Below are 17,930 nucleotides of genomic sequence, written 5' to 3'. Positions count from 1 at the left end.
GTTTATGCCATCACTAGAATCATTAAAGCCACGTATTTCCGTTGCGCCAATGATGGATTGGACAACAAAAGACTATCGTTTCTTTGCACGCCTGTTTAACCCCAATGTGGTGCTCTATACCGAAATGGTGACGACAGGTGCGATTATTTACGGCGGTGCCAATCGTCATCTCGACTTCAACAAAGAAGAACACCCGATCGTGTTACAGCTGGGTGGTTCAAACCCACAAGAACTCGCGACCTGTAGCAAAATGGCAGAGGATTGGGGTTATGATGAAGTCAACTTGAATGTCGGCTGTCCAAGTGATCGCGTTCAGAATAATAAAATTGGTGCATGTTTAATGGCGGAGCCTCATCTGGTCGCCGAATGTCTTCATAGCATGCAAAAAGCCGTGTCAATTCCGGTCACTGTGAAACATCGTATCGGGATCGATGATATGCAGTCTTATGAAGAAATGCTGCATTTTGTCGACACTGTCGCAGCAACAGGTTGTACGCATTTTATCGTGCATGCGCGTATTGCGATCTTGCAAGGTTTATCACCGAAAGAAAACCGTGATGTGCCCCCTTTACGTTATGAAGATGTGTATCGTCTGAAACTAGAACGTCCTCACCTGACCATTGAAATCAATGGCGGGATTAAAACCTTTGCAGAAACCCAGCAGCATTTACAGCATGTTGATGGAGTGATGATTGGTCGTGAGGCCTACCATAACCCATATTTATTGGCGGAGATGGGACAACTCTGGAATCTGGAAGCGCCTGATCGTTTTGAGATCATGCAGCAAATGATGCCGTATATTCATCAACGCGTTGCAGAAGGCGCTCCATTATCGATTATCACCCGTCATATTTTAGGTCTATTCCAGAACTTGCCGGGCGCACGAAAATGGCGTCAGGCTCTCAGTGGCGGCAATGCAAAAACCATTGGCGATATTGAAACGGCCATTCAAAATATTCAAGCCGCCATGCAGCGTACTGAAGATTATCTGAAAGAGCATCAAGCCTGAGTGAACCCAAAAAACGTGACACACTTCACACTGTGAAATATGATTTTACAAATCTGAAATTTTTTATTGTGTGTCACATAACTTGCTTATAATTAAGTAAATCTTCAATAAATATTGATTAAGAATTCATTATAAATTCGAAAATTTGTTATATTATTACATTACATTTTGGTTTTTTTGAGATTTATCGCTTACCATGTGCCGCGTAATAGATTCTGGCACACGTTCAGTTGTTTTGAAAATGCGGTAGAGATTCACAATGATTTATGATGTACCTTCAGTTGATCACAGTATGATTCACCCCCCTGCTCAGCAGGTGGTTATTCCTTATCGAGAAATGCCGAAGCCTCCATCAGTAGCAGGGATTGATGTAGATAAATTCTCGCAAAAACTCGCTAAAAGAGCATCGTATCGCAGCTCATCTCAATGTGCCAAATTCGTCAGAATCGCTTTACAATCTGCTGGGGCTAAAATCGTACAACATCCTGTTGCCGCTTCGGACTGGGGTGGTACCTTACAACAGATCGGCTATCAACAAATTACGCCTGATTTTAATAACCCTCAACCAGGTGATATTTACATTATTCACCGCACCAAAAAGCATCGTTACGGTCACATTGCAGGCTTCACAGGTTCACAATGGGTGTCTGATTATAAGCAACGCAGCTATGACGTTTATAAAGATCCCAATGTCACTTACAGCTATTACCGCTTAGCACCGCAATATCCACAAGCTTAATCGTTCAGATGATGATTTAAGTCCTGATCTTATCCAGTTTTTTCAGGACTTCCGCAACGGCAACCATTGCAAAGCTTGATGTCACCACCACTGCAGAACCATAGCCACCACAACGTAGTCTGGCACTTGGACACACCTCTGCACTCGAAAACGGATTATCAATCGAATAAACACAAGTAATTCCAAATTTCTCTTTTGGCTTTTTGCAAATCCCCATTGAACGAAGTTGGGTACGCAACTTTGCCAACATTGGGTCTTGCTCGGTCTTGGATAAGTCTGCGACACGGATTTTCAGTGGATCGAGCTTGCCACCTGCCCCGCCGGAAACAATCAGAGGTATCTTGTTAAAGCGACAATGTAGCATCAGGGCAAGCTTGGCTTTGACGTCATCAATACAATCTAAAATGAGGGTCGGCACCGGATTAAGAATCTCTTTGACATTTTCGGGTGTGAGATAGTCATCAATCACATTGACTTGCATACGTGGATTAATTTGACGGCACCGTTCGGCCATCACTTCAATTTTCTCTTGTCCCAGTGTTGAACTCATTGCAGGCAATTGACGGTTGATGTTTGATGCCGCAACGACATCCATATCCACCAAGGTGAGTTCGCCAATCCCTGTACGTGCCAGTGCTTCCACTGCCCAACTGCCGACACCACCAATGCCGATGACCATGACATGGCTTTGCTCGTAATGAGCAAAGGCATCTTCTCCATAAATTTTGGCCACACCAGCAAAACGGCGGTCATATTCATCATTTACAGGTACATCAGTCATATCAGCAGTGATCTATACAGTTCAGCAAAGCGTTATTTTAACGTGTTTTAGTCGGTTTGGGTGAGGAAGATAAGCCACCTGTTATCGATTAGCTGCGTCGGCTGAGCACAATAAATATGACAAAAATAGTGGCACTCAACACTAAAGCCAGCAGGTTGGCATTCATCCAGCCCAGTTGGGTCAAAATCGGTGCTGGCAAGAATGCGCCCAAGGTGGCGCACAAGGCGATCATGGTTTCATTCAGTCCTTGTACGCGATGCTTTTGCTGTTCGTTTAATCCAGCCAGTAAAGTCGAAGCACCTGAATACGCGAAGTTCCAGCCCACACCCAGCACAATTAATGCAACATTCATATAAATTCCCTTTTGTCCCAGTATCGGAATCAAAGAGGACAACATCAGTAAAATAAAACCCGTATAAATCGTCCGATTGATTCCCCAGCGCTGGACCAGCTTCGACACAAAGAACGAAGGAATAAACATGGCCAGAACATGCAGCTGGATCGAGATTGAGGCGTAATGAAAGCTATGATGTTGCTTTAACTGTAAGGAAGACATAATCATCATGACATTCATCACATAATAGGCAAATGCACCACTGATCATGGCAGCAGCAATCAGGTTGACCGGGAGTTTGGCGCGCGGTATTAAATCAGTTACCACCTGCTGGGCCTGTTGTAATTTAAACTTGCGATTCCAGAGATATAAAATGGGTGATAGCAACAGCGCCAGCATACTGAAAATACAATAGATCGCGGTAAAATCCGGTAAACCTTGTAGCTGTTGAAACTGAATTGCCAACATTGGTGCAATCACAGCGGCCACCACACCACCTGAAATTACCATCGCCGTCGCTTTTGGAATTAAATCTGGCGCCAGTCGATCCGAAGCTGCAAAACGGTAAAAGTTAGCTGTGGAAATGAATAAACCCAGCGAAAAATGACTGAGACATAATAGATCAAACTGTTCGCGTTGTAAGGCCAGATAGCCCAGTATGCCCGCGAAGAAAAGACAAATACACCCAAACTGGAATACGATATGTCGACCCAGTTTTTTCATCAGAAATGAAAAGATAAACGTCGTCAGTAACATGGCCAGAAATTGCAAGCCATAGGGTATGGTTGCCAAGGCCTGCGTGGGCGCAAGTTTTAAACCGACAATGGCTGAAACTGTGACCGACAATACTGCTGCAATTAAATTAAATGCTTGGGCAACCAATAAATAATAAACATATCGCGGTAACTGGTTCAAAACCATCTTCCTGAATGACTGATTACCAACACCTTAATCCTAAACAGCTCAAATTTAAATAAAAAAGATAAAAGACCCGCCTTCATCTTTTTAGACAATTTACTGGGAGATATAACCACACTCAAGAAAGTCTTAATATCAACAATTGGCAGCCCAAATAGATTTAATTTAAACATCGATAGCTCAACCATTTAAAGCAATCGACTCATCTATTTTGATCAATAGCATTACAAATAAAGGCAGAGTTTAATAAGGAGTATTGTATGATAAAAAAATAATTGATTCGAAAATATGATTATGGATAAACAAGATCAACAGGACATTATCTTATGTATTCCAGGTATCTGGCAAAATCATTCAGCCTTATTACAGGCGCTATTGACCCATGACACAGGCTATATTTACGCAGGGTTAATTATTAAAGCGTTAGCCAGTGATTATTTTGCTGAAATTGAAGAGCATAAAAATGATCCTCGTGTAAGCCAGATATTTAGGCAGCAAAGTATGGATCGTTTTTCAGAACAAGAACTACAACAAATCGAGCAACATCAGATGGTGGTTTATGTGATTTGCAAAGCCGGATCAATAGCCTTAGCACAACAAGCACTGTTACTGGGTCAGGCGCTACTCAAAGCCGGTGGATTAGCCATTAAAGTTGAAACGTCTGGAGTGACTCATCTTCGATCGGACTGGCTGAACTTTGATGCAGAGAATCTATTTGATTTATATAAAGCATTTATTCCCACTGTTTTCGATCAGGACTCACTTTATTCTTGTGGTATGCATCAATTTGGGAAAGCTGACGGCTGTATCAACTTAAGAGTAGAACATGCCTCCTATGTCTTGAATCAGTTTTTACTCTATTTACTGATAGAGAATCCAACCCTGTTAGAGAATCAAACTTTTTCTGTAGAGGAAGGAGCAGAAGTATTAAAACTTCACAAAAAACAATCGAGTGATTTCTTCGAGGAAGACTCACTATATTTTAATCGTTGGGGTGTTTGGTCGTTGAAGCCGAGCTTTAGCCTAAAGAAGTTATTCAGATTTAGTTAAATTCTGAAATGAAAAAAGCCCTGTAAATGCACAGGGCTCACTTCAATTAAGCAGCAATCAAATTGCGTAAAACATAATGCAGAATACCGCCCGCCTTAAAGTATTCCACTTCATTCAAGGTATCGATTCGACATAGCACCTTAAATTTGGCCTGACTACCATCTTTCCGAACGACCTCAACATCCAGTGTCTGGTGCGGTTGAATATCATCGGACAAGCCATGGATAGAAATGGTTTCATGCCCAGTTAAATTCAAGGACTGACGGGTTTGCCCATCCACAAACTGCAATGGCAACACGCCCATTCCCACCAGATTCGAGCGGTGAATGCGTTCAAAACTTTCGGCAATCACGGCTTTGACACCCAGTAAGTTGGTTCCTTTGGCAGCCCAGTCGCGTGAGGAGCCAGTCCCATATTCCTTACCTGCAATAATCACCAATGGCGTGTGCTGTTGCTGATAACGCATCGCAGCATCATAAATCGACATCTTTTCGCCTGTCGGAATATACAGGGTATTACCACCCTCTTCACCACCCAGCATCTCGTTTTTAATGCGGATATTGGCAAAGGTGCCACGCATCATCACTTCGTGATTACCACGTCGCGATCCATAGGAGTTAAAGTCTTTTGGTTCAACACCTTGATCCTGTAAATAACGCCCGGCAGGACTGTCTTTCTTGATATTACCCGCAGGTGAGATGTGGTCTGTTGTAACCGAGTCTCCCAGTACCGCCAGAATATTGGCCTGTTCAATATTAGCGATGGCTTTCGGCGGCTGGTTAATCTCCTCAAAAAATGGCGGATGGCGAATATAGGTGGAATTATTTTGCCAAGCATAAGTCTGGCTCTGTGGAATCTGGATCGCTTGCCAGGTCGCATCACCATCAAACACTGCAGCATATTCCTTATGGAACATCTCGGTATTCACTTTCTGTAGTACGGCATCAATTTCGGACTGGCTTGGCCAGATATCTTTTAGGTAAACATCCTGTCCATCTTTACCTTGCCCAATCGGTTGCGTGGTTAAGTCAGTCCGGATATTGCCGGTTAAACCATAGGCCACGACCAGCGGTGGTGATGCCAGCCAGTTAGTTTTCACCAGTGGATGCACACGCCCTTCAAAGTTACGGTTACCTGACAGTACCGACGCCACATTTAAGTCATGACACTGAATGGCGGCTTCAATCGGGTCAGGCAACGGCCCCGAGTTACCGATACAGGTGGTACACCCATAACCCACTAGGTTATAACCCAATTGATCCAGATAAGGGGTTAAACCTGCTGCCGCCAGATAATCGGTTACCACTTTAGAGCCAGGTGCCAGTGAGCTTTTGACCCAAGGTTTACGTTGCAAACCTTTCTCGATCGCTTTTTTGGCCAGTAGACCTGCAGCCAGCATCACGCTTGGGTTAGAGGTATTGGTACACGAGGTAATTGCAGAAATCACCACATCACCATCATTTAAAGGATAAGATTTTCCATCAATGGTACAAGACGGCTGTTCATGCCCCAGATTGGCTTTCTGTGCCTCTACCGCCGTACCGCCGCCACCTTCATTTTCCAGACGTTCTTTGGCTTCTTTGGCTGGTTTTAGTGTCAGTTCCATCAGGGCATTAAAGGTTTTCGGTACATCAGACAGTAATACACGATCTTGCGGACGTTTTGGTCCAGCCAGACTGGCTTGTACCGTGTTCATATCCAGACTCAGAGTATCGGTGAAAACCGGCTCATCTCCGGCATTACGCCATAGGCCCTGTGCCTTGCTATAGGCCTCAACCAGATCAATGCGTTGTTGTTGACGACCTGTCAGGGCTAAATAGCCGAGTGTAACTTCATCAATCGGGAAGAAACCGCAGGTCGCGCCATACTCTGGCGCCATATTGGCAATGGTGGCACGGTCCGCCAAAGGCAAATCAGCCAGACCATCGCCATAGAATTCAACAAATTTACCCACCACGCCTTTTTGACGTAGCATCTGGGTAATGGTCAACACCAGATCGGTTGCAGTAATGCCTTCGTTCAGTTTGCCGGTCAATTTGAAACCGATCACTTCCGGAATCAACATCGATACCGGTTGTCCCAGCATGGCCGCTTCGGCTTCAATCCCGCCAACACCCCAACCAAGCACACCCAATCCGTTAATCATGGTGGTATGTGAATCTGTGCCGACTAAGGTATCCGGAAACGCAAAATCCTGCCCTTCATCTTCTCCTAGCCACACCGCTTGTGCCAGATATTCCAGATTAACCTGATGACAAATTCCGGTGCCCGGAGGTACTACGCTAAAGTTATTAAACGCAGACTGCCCCCAACGCAGGAATTGATAACGTTCACCGTTACGTTGCATTTCAATTTCGACATTCTCGGCAAAAGCCTGATGATTGGCGAAATGATCCACCATCACCGAATGGTCAATAACCAGATCCACCGGGGAAAGCGGATTAATCCTGTTTGGATCCCCCCCGGCCTGCGCCATGGCTGCACGCATGGCAGCCAGATCGACTACCGCAGGTACACCGGTGAAATCCTGCATCAATACCCGGGCAGGACGATATTGAATTTCCTGATCTGAACGTTTGCTTTTCTGCCAGTCCACCAGCGCCTGAATATGCTCGACTTTTACACTTTTTCCATCTTCAAAGCGCAGTAAATTTTCTAGCAAAACCTTGAGTGACTTGGGTAGGCGGTCAATATTACCCAGTGTCTGTGCTGCATGCGGAAGGTTAAAAATTTGATAAGATTTAGAACCGACGGTAAGTGTTTGTAATGCATTGAAACTATTGATTTTGCTATATCTGGCCATCAGGTTACCCTCCCAGTATTGGCTGATTGTTTATTATGAAGTTCTCTGTTTAATGTAACCCTGTTTGGGAATGGATGTGTTCCCTTTTAGTTACCTTATTTTTAACGGGATTATGGTTGTTATCCGAGATGCAAGGCTGCACATGAGTTTTGCCACAATTGCTGGGCAAGCTGTGCTTGGGGCAGCTCAAGTATTTGCGCCAAGCTGTCTAACACATAAGGTAAATTGACAGGCGTATTGCGGGTTCGATGTTCGGTTGAAGTCTGACAGCACAACGGCGTCATATCCGGGCAATCGGTTTCAATCACCAGATGTTCGGGACCAATGGCATGCACCACCTGATGCAGTTTTTTGGCATTGGGATTGGTAATTTGCCCGGTGATGCCGATTTTAAAGCCCAGCTTGATCATGGCTTTGGCTTCTTCTACACCGCCACTAAAAGCATGCGCAATCCCGCCTAACTTGAATTTTTGCGCCTTTAAAATCGCAATGGTTTCAGCATGTGCTTTACGGATATGCAACAGCACCGGTTTTTGATATTGCTTGGCAAGTTGTAATTGCTCAATAAAATAATGCTGTTGTTTGCTCAATAATTCAGGCTGTTTATGCTGTTTTAAAAAGGTATCCAGACCAATTTCACCGATTGCTACACAATCAAGCTGCTGCAAAATCTGTTCTAAATCCTGTAAATGTTCGGGCTGATGCTGTTCGATATAAAAGGGATGTAAACCGGGCGCCAGATAAGACTGCGGTACATGCTCCCAGCCTTGTAATTGCTGATGAGTCTGAATCAACTCATCGAATCGTGATTGCAGAAAACCGATTAACACCAATGCCGCGACCCCCACCTGTTTGGCCTGCACAGCCAACTGTTGCCGATCATGATCAAAATCGGCAACATCAAAATGGGTATGGGTATCGAACAGTTGCATCAGCGCTTACTTGTTCTCATTTGCGACAGGTGTAGAGGCAGCCGGCGCGTCCACTTTTGGCAAATATTCAGGTTTTAATACCCCTTGTAATTCACTAAATGGAATCACCAGACGCGGCAAACCGACCACATACGGGCCAATATCATATTCACCATATTGCAGGATCAGCCCCTGTTCACCCAATAAGAAATTATCTGTCACCTGAAATGGCCAAGCCTGTTCGTATTCCTTAGGATCTGTGGCCAGTTTGGAATCCACAATCCAGGTTTTAAACGCTTCATGAGCCAGCTTGTCTAAGGTCGCTTTCTGTTTTGGCAATAACAGATCCTGCAACTGCACCTGTTTCTGATTTGCCAGATCAAAGTTGTAATAACGTTGCGAGGTTGCGCCATGCGCCCCACCTAAATAACTGCTGCTATTCAGCACTACGGTTGCCAGTTTACCTTTCGGCTGCAAGATCTTCGGCTTGATCATTAAGCTGATCTGGTGGCTGCTACTTAACGCTTTTAACTCTTCATCAATTTTGACAAATGAATCTGCATATAACTGCGCCTGACTGTCCAGATCGGATTTTGCTTCAGTGCTTTTTGCGGTTGAAGCAGCCAGTGCATCCGCATCGACCACCTCAAGCATTTTGCCAAGCTGTTCAAGAATTTGCTGATCAAGCAACTGATCGATAAACGGGAAATTACTTTGCAAACGCTCAACCGTAAAGTCAGGACACGTATTGCCCTTACATTCAGGGAGTTTTACCGGAATCTTAACCGTTTCGCCTTGTAAAACCGGTTCAGCCTGCTGTTGTACCGCAGGTGGATCTTGCGGCTTATCCTGTGATTGTTTTGGCTCCGATTTAGGCTGGCAGGCTGCAAGCAAAACAGCACATGCAAGAACGCTATATTTATAAAATGTTTCCATCTGAGACCTATAAGCATTGTTATTACACAAGATTTTTAAATGCTATCGAAGTTAATGCAAAACTGCTAGAAGCACATGCAATTTCTATACGAAACTTAAAAAAGTCAATCTAAACAAAATCAAAACATCTGCTGATAAATCTCAGCTTGCAGCATCTGCCGAGTCTGTTCAGTGGTTAAATAAATATCCAGTTGCGGGGCATCTTTACTGATTTCATTGGCCCGATAATGTAAACCGATACCCTCACCATCAAAGAACCAGTCTGCCTGACCCCAATACAGTTTTTTTGGCACCTGTTTTTTCACTTCTGCCGATTGTTTTGCAATCCATTGTTGATAATGGGCCTGTACAATATCATTTAAGGCATTTTGCTGATTTTTCTGGATCACATCCAGCACGCTCAGACTCTTTTGCAACTTGCGATCTGCCACAAAAAAATAGAAGCGATCTTTCACCGCAATATCTTCTTGCTGGGCATTAACCCCCACCTGTAACAGCACATATTGATTGCGCTGTGAAGCAATCCGGGTATTCAGATGCAGTTCATAGGCCTTATTTTTAGAATACTTGTCCTGCCACTCATCTGACTTTTTCACATAGGCATTAATGGCCTGTTGCAGCGTCAGGTTTTTATCCAGTTCAATTTGCTGCTGGATCACCTTGGACTGATTTTTTGCAATCCATGCATTTAGCCATTCGTCCTGCGTTTTTACCGTCTGGATATCAACATCAATACAGTTTTTCTTTTCACAAAATGGCAAGGCATAGTCTGCCTTGGCCTCTTTCATATTTAAGTAAGGCAGGACTTCAGCTTTTTCAACTGGTGCCGCAGCCGGTTTACTTTCGGCAGTATCGGCTTTATTTTTATCTGGATGATCACATGCGGTTAAAGCCATCATTCCAATCAAGACACTGACAGCAAAAAGTGGTTTTAAAGCATTCATCTCATCATCCTTTTATTTTAATCCCTCCCAACCTCCCTTTATAAAAAGGGAGGAGTATCACGAATTAAATATTTTTAGGACTCGTGATAAAGTCCCTCTTTCATAAAGAGGGATTTAGGGAGATTCTAATGTTCTCGTGTGTTACGGAACTGGATATCCGGCCAGCGTTCTTGCATCAATTGCAAGTTAACACGGCTTGGCGCCAGATAAGTTAAGTGACCGCCACCATCAACTGAAAGCTGATCATGTGCCTTCTTCTTAAACTCATTCAGGATTTTGTCATCATCACAGTGAATCCAGCGTACCGTATGAACACTCACCGGCTCATAAATACAGTCCACCTTATATTCTTCTTTTAAGCGATAGGCCACCACATCAAACTGTAACACACCGACTGCACCGACAATCAGGTCATTACTGATTTGTGGCATGAACACCTGAGTTGCCCCTTCTTCAGATAATTCTTTCAAACCTTTTTGCAATTGCTTCGATTTCAAAGGATCTTTCAAGCGTACACGGCGGAACATTTCCGGTGCGAAGTGTGGAATACCGGTAAAGTGCAAGCTTTCACCGCTGGTAAAGGTATCACCGATCTGGATGGTACCGTGGTTGTGCAAACCAATGATATCCCCCGGCCAAGCTTCTTCCAGATGCTCACGCTCACCCGCAAGGAACGTCAATGCATCACTGATACGCACATCTTTACCGATACGTACATGATTCATTTTCAAGCCTTTTTCATATTTACCTGAGCAAATACGCATGAAGGCAATCCGGTCACGGTGTTTCGGGTCCATGTTGGCCTGAATCTTAAACACGAAGCCAGTAAAACCTTCTTCTTTGGCTTCTACCATACGTTCTTGAGTTGGATGTGCTTTCGGTTCTGGTGCCCAGTTAATAAAGGTATCCAGAACATGGTCCACGGCAAAGTTACCCAATGCAGTACCAAACAGAACAGGAGTTTGCTTGCCTTGCAAGAATAGTTCACGGTCCAGTGGTTCATTGGCCATCTGCACCAGCTCAAGAGATTCTTCAAAAGAAGCCCATGCCAACTCACCCACTTTTTCACGGATATCCGGATGATCATAACCATCACGAACATCGATATCGGTAATGGTTGAACCAAAACCAGCTTTATAAACATAAAGCTTGTCTTCTAGCAGGTTGTAGACACCCGCAAAGTCACGTCCCATCCCCAAAGGCCAGGTGATCGGTACGCAACGGATATTCAGGACACTTTCAATTTCATCCAGCAATTCCAATGGCTCACGGATTTCACGGTCCATTTTGTTGACGAATGAAATGATTGGCGTATCGCGCATACGACACACTTCCATCAATTTAATGGTTCGTTCTTCGACACCTTTGGCGCCATCGATCACCATGAGTGCCGAGTCAACCGCCGTCAAGGTACGATAGGTATCTTCCGAGAAGTCTTCATGTCCCGGTGTATCCAGCAGGTTGATGGTGTGCTTTTTATAAGGGAATTGCATCACCGAGGTGGTAATCGAAATGCCACGCTCTTTTTCCATTTCCATCCAGTCGGATGTGGCAGAACGGTCAGACTTACGGCTTTTTACCATCCCCGCAACCTGAATGGCCTTACCCCATAACAGCAGTTTCTCTGTCATGGTGGTCTTACCCGCATCGGGGTGGGAAATGATCGCAAATGTGCGTCGTTGGGCAACCTGTGCCGCTAATTCATCTTTAAACATGCGAAAAATCTACAATTTTGTGCACCCCTCTGTATCTGCAAATGGAGATAGAGGCAGAGAGCGTGCGAAAGAATTTAAAATTGGCGCAATTGTAGCAGATTTAAAGAAAATATTGATTGATTGTTGAAAGGCTGCCCGCTAAACAGGAGCAGTTGTATCCGCAGTTTCCAGAACCGGTTGATCTTGCATCATCGCCAGTATCTGCAACCGCTCCACACCCAGTTCATCATTTTAACTTTTCGGCATGCTCCGATCTCGTTCAACAACACATTTTGAGTGGAAATTACTGCGGCTAAAGTCAATGAGAGAAATTCACGAAATTCATCTATAATTAAAGGCTTATAAGTTCAATAAAATAGATACCACACAATATGGCTCAAAAACTATTCACGCTTGTGGCCCTGACCAGTTTAACTGCCTGTTCAACGCTTCCGCCTCAATATACCTACCACCCCGTGCTTCAGGATAAAATTATTGCGATTGGGAAAATGGCCACCCCAACCCAGCAGCAGATTGTTTTTGCTGGAGAACGTTATACCTACATCGCGGATCAGGGCGGTGTAACCGTCTTTAATATCATTCAGCATACGCGTCCTGAGCAACGCTCCTTGATGAATCAACTACCGATACAATTTGAAATGCTGTCTGATACCCAATTTAAAAGCACCTTAAGACTTCGTTATAATCAACCTATCGGCCTGCTACCAGCCAGAGAATATCAGCAATTAAAGGCCTTGGGCTTTACCCAAACCACTACCCACTGTACTTCGGCATTAGTCCCGATTGAAAACTGTGAATATCCTTTAGCATCGATTGATCTTTCTGGACAAATCTATCAACAGGTTGCCAATCAACAAGCCATTCCCTATCAATTAAAACAGCCCTATCCAATTTCCATCGTGAAAAAAGTGGAACAACATCGTCAGGGTAGTTTCAAGAAGAAAGCCAAAGAGGTGGCCACAGGGGTTGCGATTGTGCCTTTGGCGATCGTTGGTGCGGTGATTTATGTGCCGGTTGTCTTGGGCGCGACGCTACTGTCAGGGGGAAAATTAGAATGGCATTAAGAGGCGCTTGCTCAGGTCTAATCGCAGCCATAAAAATGATGCGTGGCACTGCATTGCCCTACGCTGCAACTGTCTTGTAAACAACAGACTTGAACAATGCCGACAATCAATGTGATTCTGAGTGTTTAAACCAGTTTTTCCATGAACTGGTATAGCGGGTTTCAATTGAAATTGCAGGGATCAGTTTACTTCTCAACACCTCGGTTTGATCTAGGCGCTTCGCCAATCGGGCTTTGACCGAATGGATACACTCTCGGTCACCAAACTCGCACCGGTCTAAACTTGTCCCGCCACAGGGACCATTGGCAAGCCCTTTGGGACAGGTTTCAGGGCAGATATACAGCGTGTCATCCAGACGGCAGTGCCCACAACTTTCACAGCCCACCAGTGGATGTTTACTCCAATGTTCCATTTTCAATAAAAGCTGATCAGGCCGAGCTTTATTCCAGAAATTGGCTTTAAAAATAAAACGGCCAAACCCGAGCGCCGCATGAGACGCAAAAAAAAGCTGATGCATTAAATGCATTTGCTTATATTTTAAAATCTGGGCTGGTGGGACAGGTTTTGAAAAAGTGGCCAGCTCAGGTTTAAGCTCAAGGCCTGTCTCCATTCTCCACAGTTGTTTCCAGGCTTTTTCACAGGCTGCTAAAGACCAGTTTTCATATTGCTTTAAAAACTGTTCCAGTTTTTGTTGTTCCGATAGCTTGTGACAAGCCGATAAATGCACTCCAACAAAACCGAGATGTTTACAGATCAGGATCTGCAACGCACAACGCGCATAGACATTTGCTTCCGCCTGAACAGGATCAGTCTCGTATTCACTTTTCAGGACATGCACAATATGCGCTGGAATCACCAGTCCAGCAACCTGATGTTTCAGCATAAATTGCGCACGTTTTAAAGTCAGCGGCATGACGCAGGCAATTAAAGGAAATTGTTTATAATGCTGAGAGATAAAGGATTGGCTATGCTGAAGACAATCCAGATCAAATCCAAGCTGGGTAATCAGAAAGTCTGCGCCTGCTTTGATCTTTTTATGCAGTTTCAGATATTGGGCATCCCGCTCTGCTTCCGTATATTTAAACGGATTAAAAGCCACGCCGATATTAAACAGATGCCGTTGTTTCGCCGCCATCACAGCACTCACAGACTCGAGATAACGAGACCGTTGCGCCGGGATTTCGCGGCCAGAATTATGATTCTTCAGTTTATCGCCGCTTAGTAAAAGCAGGTTATGATATCCATGCTGCTCGGCCTGATCGAGAAAGCGTTCAAATTCTTGAATATCCCGACCTTTACCTGAAAAATGCAAAAGTTTTTCAATCTCAGGCGCGTATTGTTGTGCCAACTCTAATGGTGCAGGGTCTTCATCGCTATGTACACGATCAGCCAACGTCATCATGGCCGGATAGCCAGCCAGGCTTGGGGGAACTGCCGGTGTATCACGGTTAGAACATAGATATTCCACCAGAATACAGAATTGTTTTTGCTCTAAACACTGAGAAAATAAAGACATAATGAAAAAATTTAAAAAGGGAGAATTCTGGGCCATAGCGCAGGCCTGAAATTATAAGGGATATACCTTGAAAGTAAACCAGAGGAAAGTTTTACGATTTCTGGGGTCGTGAAATGGCCGTGAGAGCGCATAAAACTTGTAAACATGAATTTCACTCACTTTTCAGTGAAACAAAATCATTTTTATTCATGTCATGTTTCAAGTATAAATTACTGCATGCTCTTCACACGAGACAATCTGAGGATTGATTCTGATGAGGCCACTTTGGCAAATATCAGAACCGACTGAAAATCCGATTGACTGGGAGACTCCAAAAAATTGGAACATCCGGAAAGGGCAACGAAGCAATAAGGTTTTATCTCAGAATTTAGGGTATCAGATCATCATGAGCAAAGAGTTTACATTTACGATTAAGCGCATTAGTTTCGATGAAAACTATCAGCCCTCAGACAATACGCGGATCACCACCAACTTTGCCAATTTGGCCAGAGGTGAAAGTCGCCAAGAGAATCTGCGCAATACCTTAAAAATGATTAACAACCGTTTTAATAGCTTGGCGCATTGGGATAACCCGACAGCAGACCGTTATTCTGTCGAACTTGAAATCATTTCGGTTGATATTGATGTTGAAGGTAAAGGTGAGACCTTCCCGACCATCGAAATCCTGAAAACCAATATTGTGGATCATAAGAATAATCAACGCTTTGACGGTATTGTCGGAAACAATTTTTCCTCATATGTGCGCGATTATGATTTTAGTGTGTTACTGCTGGAACATAATAAAGACAAAGCGCAATTTAGCCTTCCAGAAAACTATGGTGAATTGCACGGGAAAATCTTTAAATCATTCCTGGACTCAAATACCTATAACAGTAACTTCCATAAATCGCCGGTGATTTGCCTCAGCGTTTCCAGCAGCAAGACTTATCATCAAACTGCAAATCAGCATCCGGTGCTGGGTGTGGAATATCAGCAGGATGAATATTCGTTAACGGATCAGTATTTCGAGAAAATGGGCTTAAAAGTTCGCTATTTCATGCCGCCAAATAGCGTCGCGCCGTTGGCCTTTTACCATCGTGGTGATCTGCTGGATGATTACACTGACCTGGAACTGATCGGCACGATTAGTACCATGGAAACCTTCCAGAAAATCTACCGCCCAGAGATTTATAACGCGAATTCAGTCGCAGGAAAAACCTACCAGCCAAGCTTGAAGCATCAGGACTATTCATTAACTCGTATTGTTTATGACCGGGAAGAGCGCAGTCAGTTGGCGATTAAACAAGGCAAATTTACTGAAGAACAGTTCATTAAGCCTTACCACACGATTCTTCAGCAATGGGCTGCAAACTAATTACTTTATTCACCTAGATAAACAAGATTATTGATTATGAAACGATTATTACCGACTTCAACTGCTGGCAGCTTACCAAAACCTTCTTGGCTGGCGGAACCTGAAAAACTCTGGTCACCTTGGAAGTTGCAAGATGAGCAGTTAATTGAAGGCAAACAGGATGCATTGCGTCTGTCCTTACAAGAACAACGCCATGCAGGGATTGATATTGTCAGTGATGGCGAACAGACCCGCCAGCATTTTGTCACCACCTTTATTGAACATCTGGACGGCGTCGATTTTGAGAAACGTGAGACTGTACGTATCCGTAACCGCTATGATGCAAGTGTGCCATCAGTGGTCGGTGCCGTATCTCGTCAAAAGCCGGTGTTTGTGGAAGATGCCAAGTTTTTACGTCAGCAAACCAGTCAACCAATCAAATGGGCACTGCCTGGCCCGATGACCATGATTGATACACTTTATGATGGTCACTATAAAAGCCGTGAAAAACTGGCGTGGGAATTCGCTAAAATCCTGAATCAGGAAGCACGAGAACTCGAAGCTGCCGGTGTTGATATTATTCAGTTTGATGAGCCTGCATTTAACGTGTTCTTTGATGAAGTGAATGACTGGGGCGTGGCAACTTTAGAGCGTGCACTGGAAGGGCTGAAATGTGAAACCGCGGTTCACATTTGCTATGGTTATGGCATCAAAGCCAATACCGACTGGAAAAAGACACTGGGTTCAGAGTGGCGCCAATACGAAGAAGCGTTTCCAAAGCTACAACAATCTAAAATCGACATCATCTCACTCGAATGTCAGAACTCTCGTGTGCCTATGGATCTGATTGAACTGATTCGTGGCAAGAAAGTGATGGTGGGTGCAATTGACGTTGCTACCAATCAGATCGAAACACCTGAGCAAGTTGCAGATACGCTGCGTAAAGCGCTTCAGTTTGTCGATGCAGACAAGCTCTACCCTTCAACCAACTGTGGTATGGCACCCTTATCACGTCAGGTGGCCACAGGCAAACTGCATGCTTTAAGTGCAGGTGCCGACATTGTTCGCAGAGAACTCTCCGCTTAATATTTACCGAACTGTAGATCGACAAGGGCTGCAACAGGTAGCCCTTGCTCTATTCAGACAGCTCGGATTTGATTTGGGAATATCGTGATGATTGAAGCGACAGACTTTAGAAACGCAATGTCTTTATTAACCAGTGCCGTTAGTGTCATCACTACGGCTGGCTTGACGGGTCGTTATGGCTTTACGGCCTCTGCCGTATGTAGCGTGACCGATACGCCTCCGACCTTACTGGTCTGTATGAATCAGGCATCCAGTTCCCATGTCCATTTTGTAGAAAATAAAGTGTTAAGCGTGAATGTGTTAAGCGCGCAACATCAGTATATTTCCACAGCATTTTCATCCCGCTTAAGTCCGGAAGAAAGATTTAAACATGGCGTCTGGACAGAGTTAGAAACCGGTGCCCCGGTATTAAAAGATGCGCTGGTCAATTTTGATTGTGAAATTGACCAGGTTCAGGCCGTGGGAACCCATACCATTTTCATTTGCCGCATCGTCGCCATTCAGCAAGGCCAGCATGAGCACAGTCTGGTTTATTTTAATCGCGCTTATCATCACGTCGGGCAGACAGAAATCGCTTAACTCTCACAGCAGTCCATGTTCTCTTTTGCACGATTCAAAACCTACTCCAGACATGCATCGCAACAGCTCAAATAATTGGCTGCGGCCTTTGTGGATATTGCTTCACTTATCCACAATTGAGGTATCAGGGTTATTGAATTACTGCTCCTCTTGTTTAAAAATTTTCTTTATTCAACTCGAGAACCGTCAGTCCATTGCAATGACTTTAGCTT

At 44.3% G+C, this 17,930-nt stretch carries 15 protein-coding genes; 7 read left to right on the top strand and 8 right to left on the bottom strand.

All coding sequences use genetic code 11. The annotated features are described in order from the left end of the window. The first annotated feature begins 4 nt into the window (after positions 1-4). Together dusA and IEV39_RS17275 are read left to right on the top strand one after the other, a co-directional pair. The gene (gene dusA / locus IEV39_RS17280; protein WP_005283351.1) at positions 5-1,009 is read left to right on the top strand and encodes a tRNA dihydrouridine(20/20a) synthase DusA; all 1,005 of its coding nucleotides are present in this window, start codon (positions 5-7) and stop codon (positions 1,007-1,009) included. 259 nt (positions 1,010-1,268) lie between these two features. Beyond that, on the top strand, positions 1,269-1,748 hold the full coding sequence (locus IEV39_RS17275) for a CHAP domain-containing protein (RefSeq protein ID WP_005283349.1): 480 nt from the start codon (positions 1,269-1,271) through the stop codon (positions 1,746-1,748). A gap of 16 nt (positions 1,749-1,764) precedes the next feature. Here the strand turns inward: IEV39_RS17275 and IEV39_RS17270 are convergent, their stop codons facing one another. Next, positions 1,765-2,529 carry a tRNA threonylcarbamoyladenosine dehydratase gene (locus IEV39_RS17270; protein ID WP_005283346.1) on the bottom strand — a complete coding sequence of 255 codons (765 nt, stop codon included), beginning with the start codon at positions 2,527-2,529 and terminating at the stop codon, positions 1,765-1,767. A gap of 88 nt (positions 2,530-2,617) precedes the next feature. After that, complete coding sequence (locus IEV39_RS17265) at positions 2,618-3,784, bottom strand: MFS transporter (RefSeq protein ID WP_005283343.1); 1,167 nt, start codon at positions 3,782-3,784, stop codon at positions 2,618-2,620. Between the two features lie 285 nt (positions 3,785-4,069). On the opposite strand from IEV39_RS17265, the gene IEV39_RS17260 reads away from it, so the two are divergent. Further along, a complete protein-coding gene (locus IEV39_RS17260; RefSeq protein ID WP_005283342.1) occupies positions 4,070-4,831 on the top strand; it encodes a hypothetical protein in 762 nt (253 codons plus the stop codon). 46 nt (positions 4,832-4,877) lie between these two features. Here IEV39_RS17260 and acnA read toward each other — a convergent pair whose 3' ends face one another. The 5 genes from acnA to IEV39_RS17235 all read right to left on the bottom strand — a co-directional run bounded on the left by acnA (position 4,878) and on the right by IEV39_RS17235 (position 12,140). Beyond that, positions 4,878-7,634 carry an aconitate hydratase AcnA gene (gene acnA / locus IEV39_RS17255; protein WP_005283339.1) on the bottom strand — a complete coding sequence of 919 codons (2,757 nt, stop codon included), beginning with the start codon at positions 7,632-7,634 and terminating at the stop codon, positions 4,878-4,880. A gap of 119 nt (positions 7,635-7,753) precedes the next feature. Beyond that, on the bottom strand, positions 7,754-8,566 hold the full coding sequence (locus tag IEV39_RS17250) for a TatD family hydrolase (protein WP_005283335.1): 813 nt from the start codon (positions 8,564-8,566) through the stop codon (positions 7,754-7,756). Between the two features lie 6 nt (positions 8,567-8,572). Next, a complete protein-coding gene (locus tag IEV39_RS17245; RefSeq protein ID WP_005283333.1) occupies positions 8,573-9,481 on the bottom strand; it encodes an RsiV family protein in 909 nt (302 codons plus the stop codon). A gap of 119 nt (positions 9,482-9,600) precedes the next feature. After that, positions 9,601-10,425, bottom strand: a complete 825-nt coding sequence (locus IEV39_RS17240; protein WP_005283330.1) for a hypothetical protein — start codon at positions 10,423-10,425, stop codon at positions 9,601-9,603. 125 nt (positions 10,426-10,550) lie between these two features. Next, the gene (locus tag IEV39_RS17235; RefSeq protein ID WP_005283326.1) at positions 10,551-12,140 is read right to left on the bottom strand and encodes a peptide chain release factor 3; all 1,590 of its coding nucleotides are present in this window, start codon (positions 12,138-12,140) and stop codon (positions 10,551-10,553) included. A 371-nt stretch (positions 12,141-12,511) separates the two neighbouring features. Between IEV39_RS17235 and IEV39_RS17230 the strand changes: the two genes are divergently transcribed. Next, positions 12,512-13,204 (top strand): YidX family protein, encoded by a 693-nt coding sequence (locus IEV39_RS17230; RefSeq protein WP_005283323.1) that lies wholly within the window; start codon positions 12,512-12,514, stop codon positions 13,202-13,204. A 106-nt stretch (positions 13,205-13,310) separates the two neighbouring features. On the opposite strand, the gene IEV39_RS17225 is transcribed toward IEV39_RS17230, so the two are convergent. Next, complete coding sequence (locus IEV39_RS17225; protein ID WP_032883221.1) at positions 13,311-14,720, bottom strand: methylenetetrahydrofolate reductase C-terminal domain-containing protein; 1,410 nt, start codon at positions 14,718-14,720, stop codon at positions 13,311-13,313. A gap of 385 nt (positions 14,721-15,105) precedes the next feature. Here IEV39_RS17225 and IEV39_RS17220 point away from each other — a divergent pair, with 385 nt between their 5' ends. From IEV39_RS17220 to IEV39_RS17210, 3 genes are all read left to right on the top strand, one after another. Next, positions 15,106-16,074 (top strand): DUF1852 domain-containing protein, encoded by a 969-nt coding sequence (locus tag IEV39_RS17220; protein WP_005228639.1) that lies wholly within the window; start codon positions 15,106-15,108, stop codon positions 16,072-16,074. Positions 16,075-16,110: 36 nt separating this feature from the next. After that, positions 16,111-17,139, top strand: a complete 1,029-nt coding sequence (locus tag IEV39_RS17215; protein WP_005283314.1) for a methionine synthase — start codon at positions 16,111-16,113, stop codon at positions 17,137-17,139. Positions 17,140-17,226: 87 nt separating this feature from the next. After that, positions 17,227-17,718, top strand: coding sequence for a flavin reductase (locus IEV39_RS17210; RefSeq protein WP_005283310.1), 492 nt, complete (start codon positions 17,227-17,229; stop codon positions 17,716-17,718). Positions 17,719-17,930: the final 212 nt, after the last annotated feature.

Origin of the sequence: Acinetobacter courvalinii (assembly GCF_014635545.1) — a bacterium.
In the GTDB taxonomy this organism is placed as follows: domain Bacteria; phylum Pseudomonadota; class Gammaproteobacteria; order Pseudomonadales; family Moraxellaceae; genus Acinetobacter; species Acinetobacter courvalinii.
This window is presented reverse-complemented; position numbering and strand designations above follow the sequence as displayed.

What these genes read in the sequence shown, in the direction of transcription:
- IEV39_RS17265 (WP_005283343.1), bottom strand. Translation starts at nt 3,784, where the DNA reads ATGGTTTTGAACCAGTTACCGCGATATGTTTATTATTTATTGGTTGCC.
- IEV39_RS17245 (WP_005283333.1), bottom strand. Translation starts at nt 9,481, where the DNA reads ATGGAAACATTTTATAAATATAGCGTTCTTGCATGTGCTGTTTTGCTT.
- dusA (WP_005283351.1), top strand. Translation starts at nt 5, where the DNA reads ATGCCATCACTAGAATCATTAAAGCCACGTATTTCCGTTGCGCCAATG.
- IEV39_RS17215 (WP_005283314.1), top strand. Translation starts at nt 16,111, where the DNA reads ATGAAACGATTATTACCGACTTCAACTGCTGGCAGCTTACCAAAACCT.
- IEV39_RS17270 (WP_005283346.1), bottom strand. Translation starts at nt 2,529, where the DNA reads ATGACTGATGTACCTGTAAATGATGAATATGACCGCCGTTTTGCTGGT.
- acnA (WP_005283339.1), bottom strand. Translation starts at nt 7,634, where the DNA reads ATGGCCAGATATAGCAAAATCAATAGTTTCAATGCATTACAAACACTT.
- IEV39_RS17225 (WP_032883221.1), bottom strand. Translation starts at nt 14,720, where the DNA reads ATGTCTTTATTTTCTCAGTGTTTAGAGCAAAAACAATTCTGTATTCTG.
- IEV39_RS17220 (WP_005228639.1), top strand. Translation starts at nt 15,106, where the DNA reads ATGAGCAAAGAGTTTACATTTACGATTAAGCGCATTAGTTTCGATGAA.
- IEV39_RS17230 (WP_005283323.1), top strand. Translation starts at nt 12,512, where the DNA reads ATGGCTCAAAAACTATTCACGCTTGTGGCCCTGACCAGTTTAACTGCC.
- IEV39_RS17235 (WP_005283326.1), bottom strand. Translation starts at nt 12,140, where the DNA reads ATGTTTAAAGATGAATTAGCGGCACAGGTTGCCCAACGACGCACATTT.
- IEV39_RS17275 (WP_005283349.1), top strand. Translation starts at nt 1,269, where the DNA reads ATGATTTATGATGTACCTTCAGTTGATCACAGTATGATTCACCCCCCT.
- IEV39_RS17250 (WP_005283335.1), bottom strand. Translation starts at nt 8,566, where the DNA reads ATGCAACTGTTCGATACCCATACCCATTTTGATGTTGCCGATTTTGAT.
- IEV39_RS17260 (WP_005283342.1), top strand. Translation starts at nt 4,070, where the DNA reads ATGATTATGGATAAACAAGATCAACAGGACATTATCTTATGTATTCCA.
- IEV39_RS17210 (WP_005283310.1), top strand. Translation starts at nt 17,227, where the DNA reads ATGATTGAAGCGACAGACTTTAGAAACGCAATGTCTTTATTAACCAGT.
- IEV39_RS17240 (WP_005283330.1), bottom strand. Translation starts at nt 10,425, where the DNA reads ATGAATGCTTTAAAACCACTTTTTGCTGTCAGTGTCTTGATTGGAATG.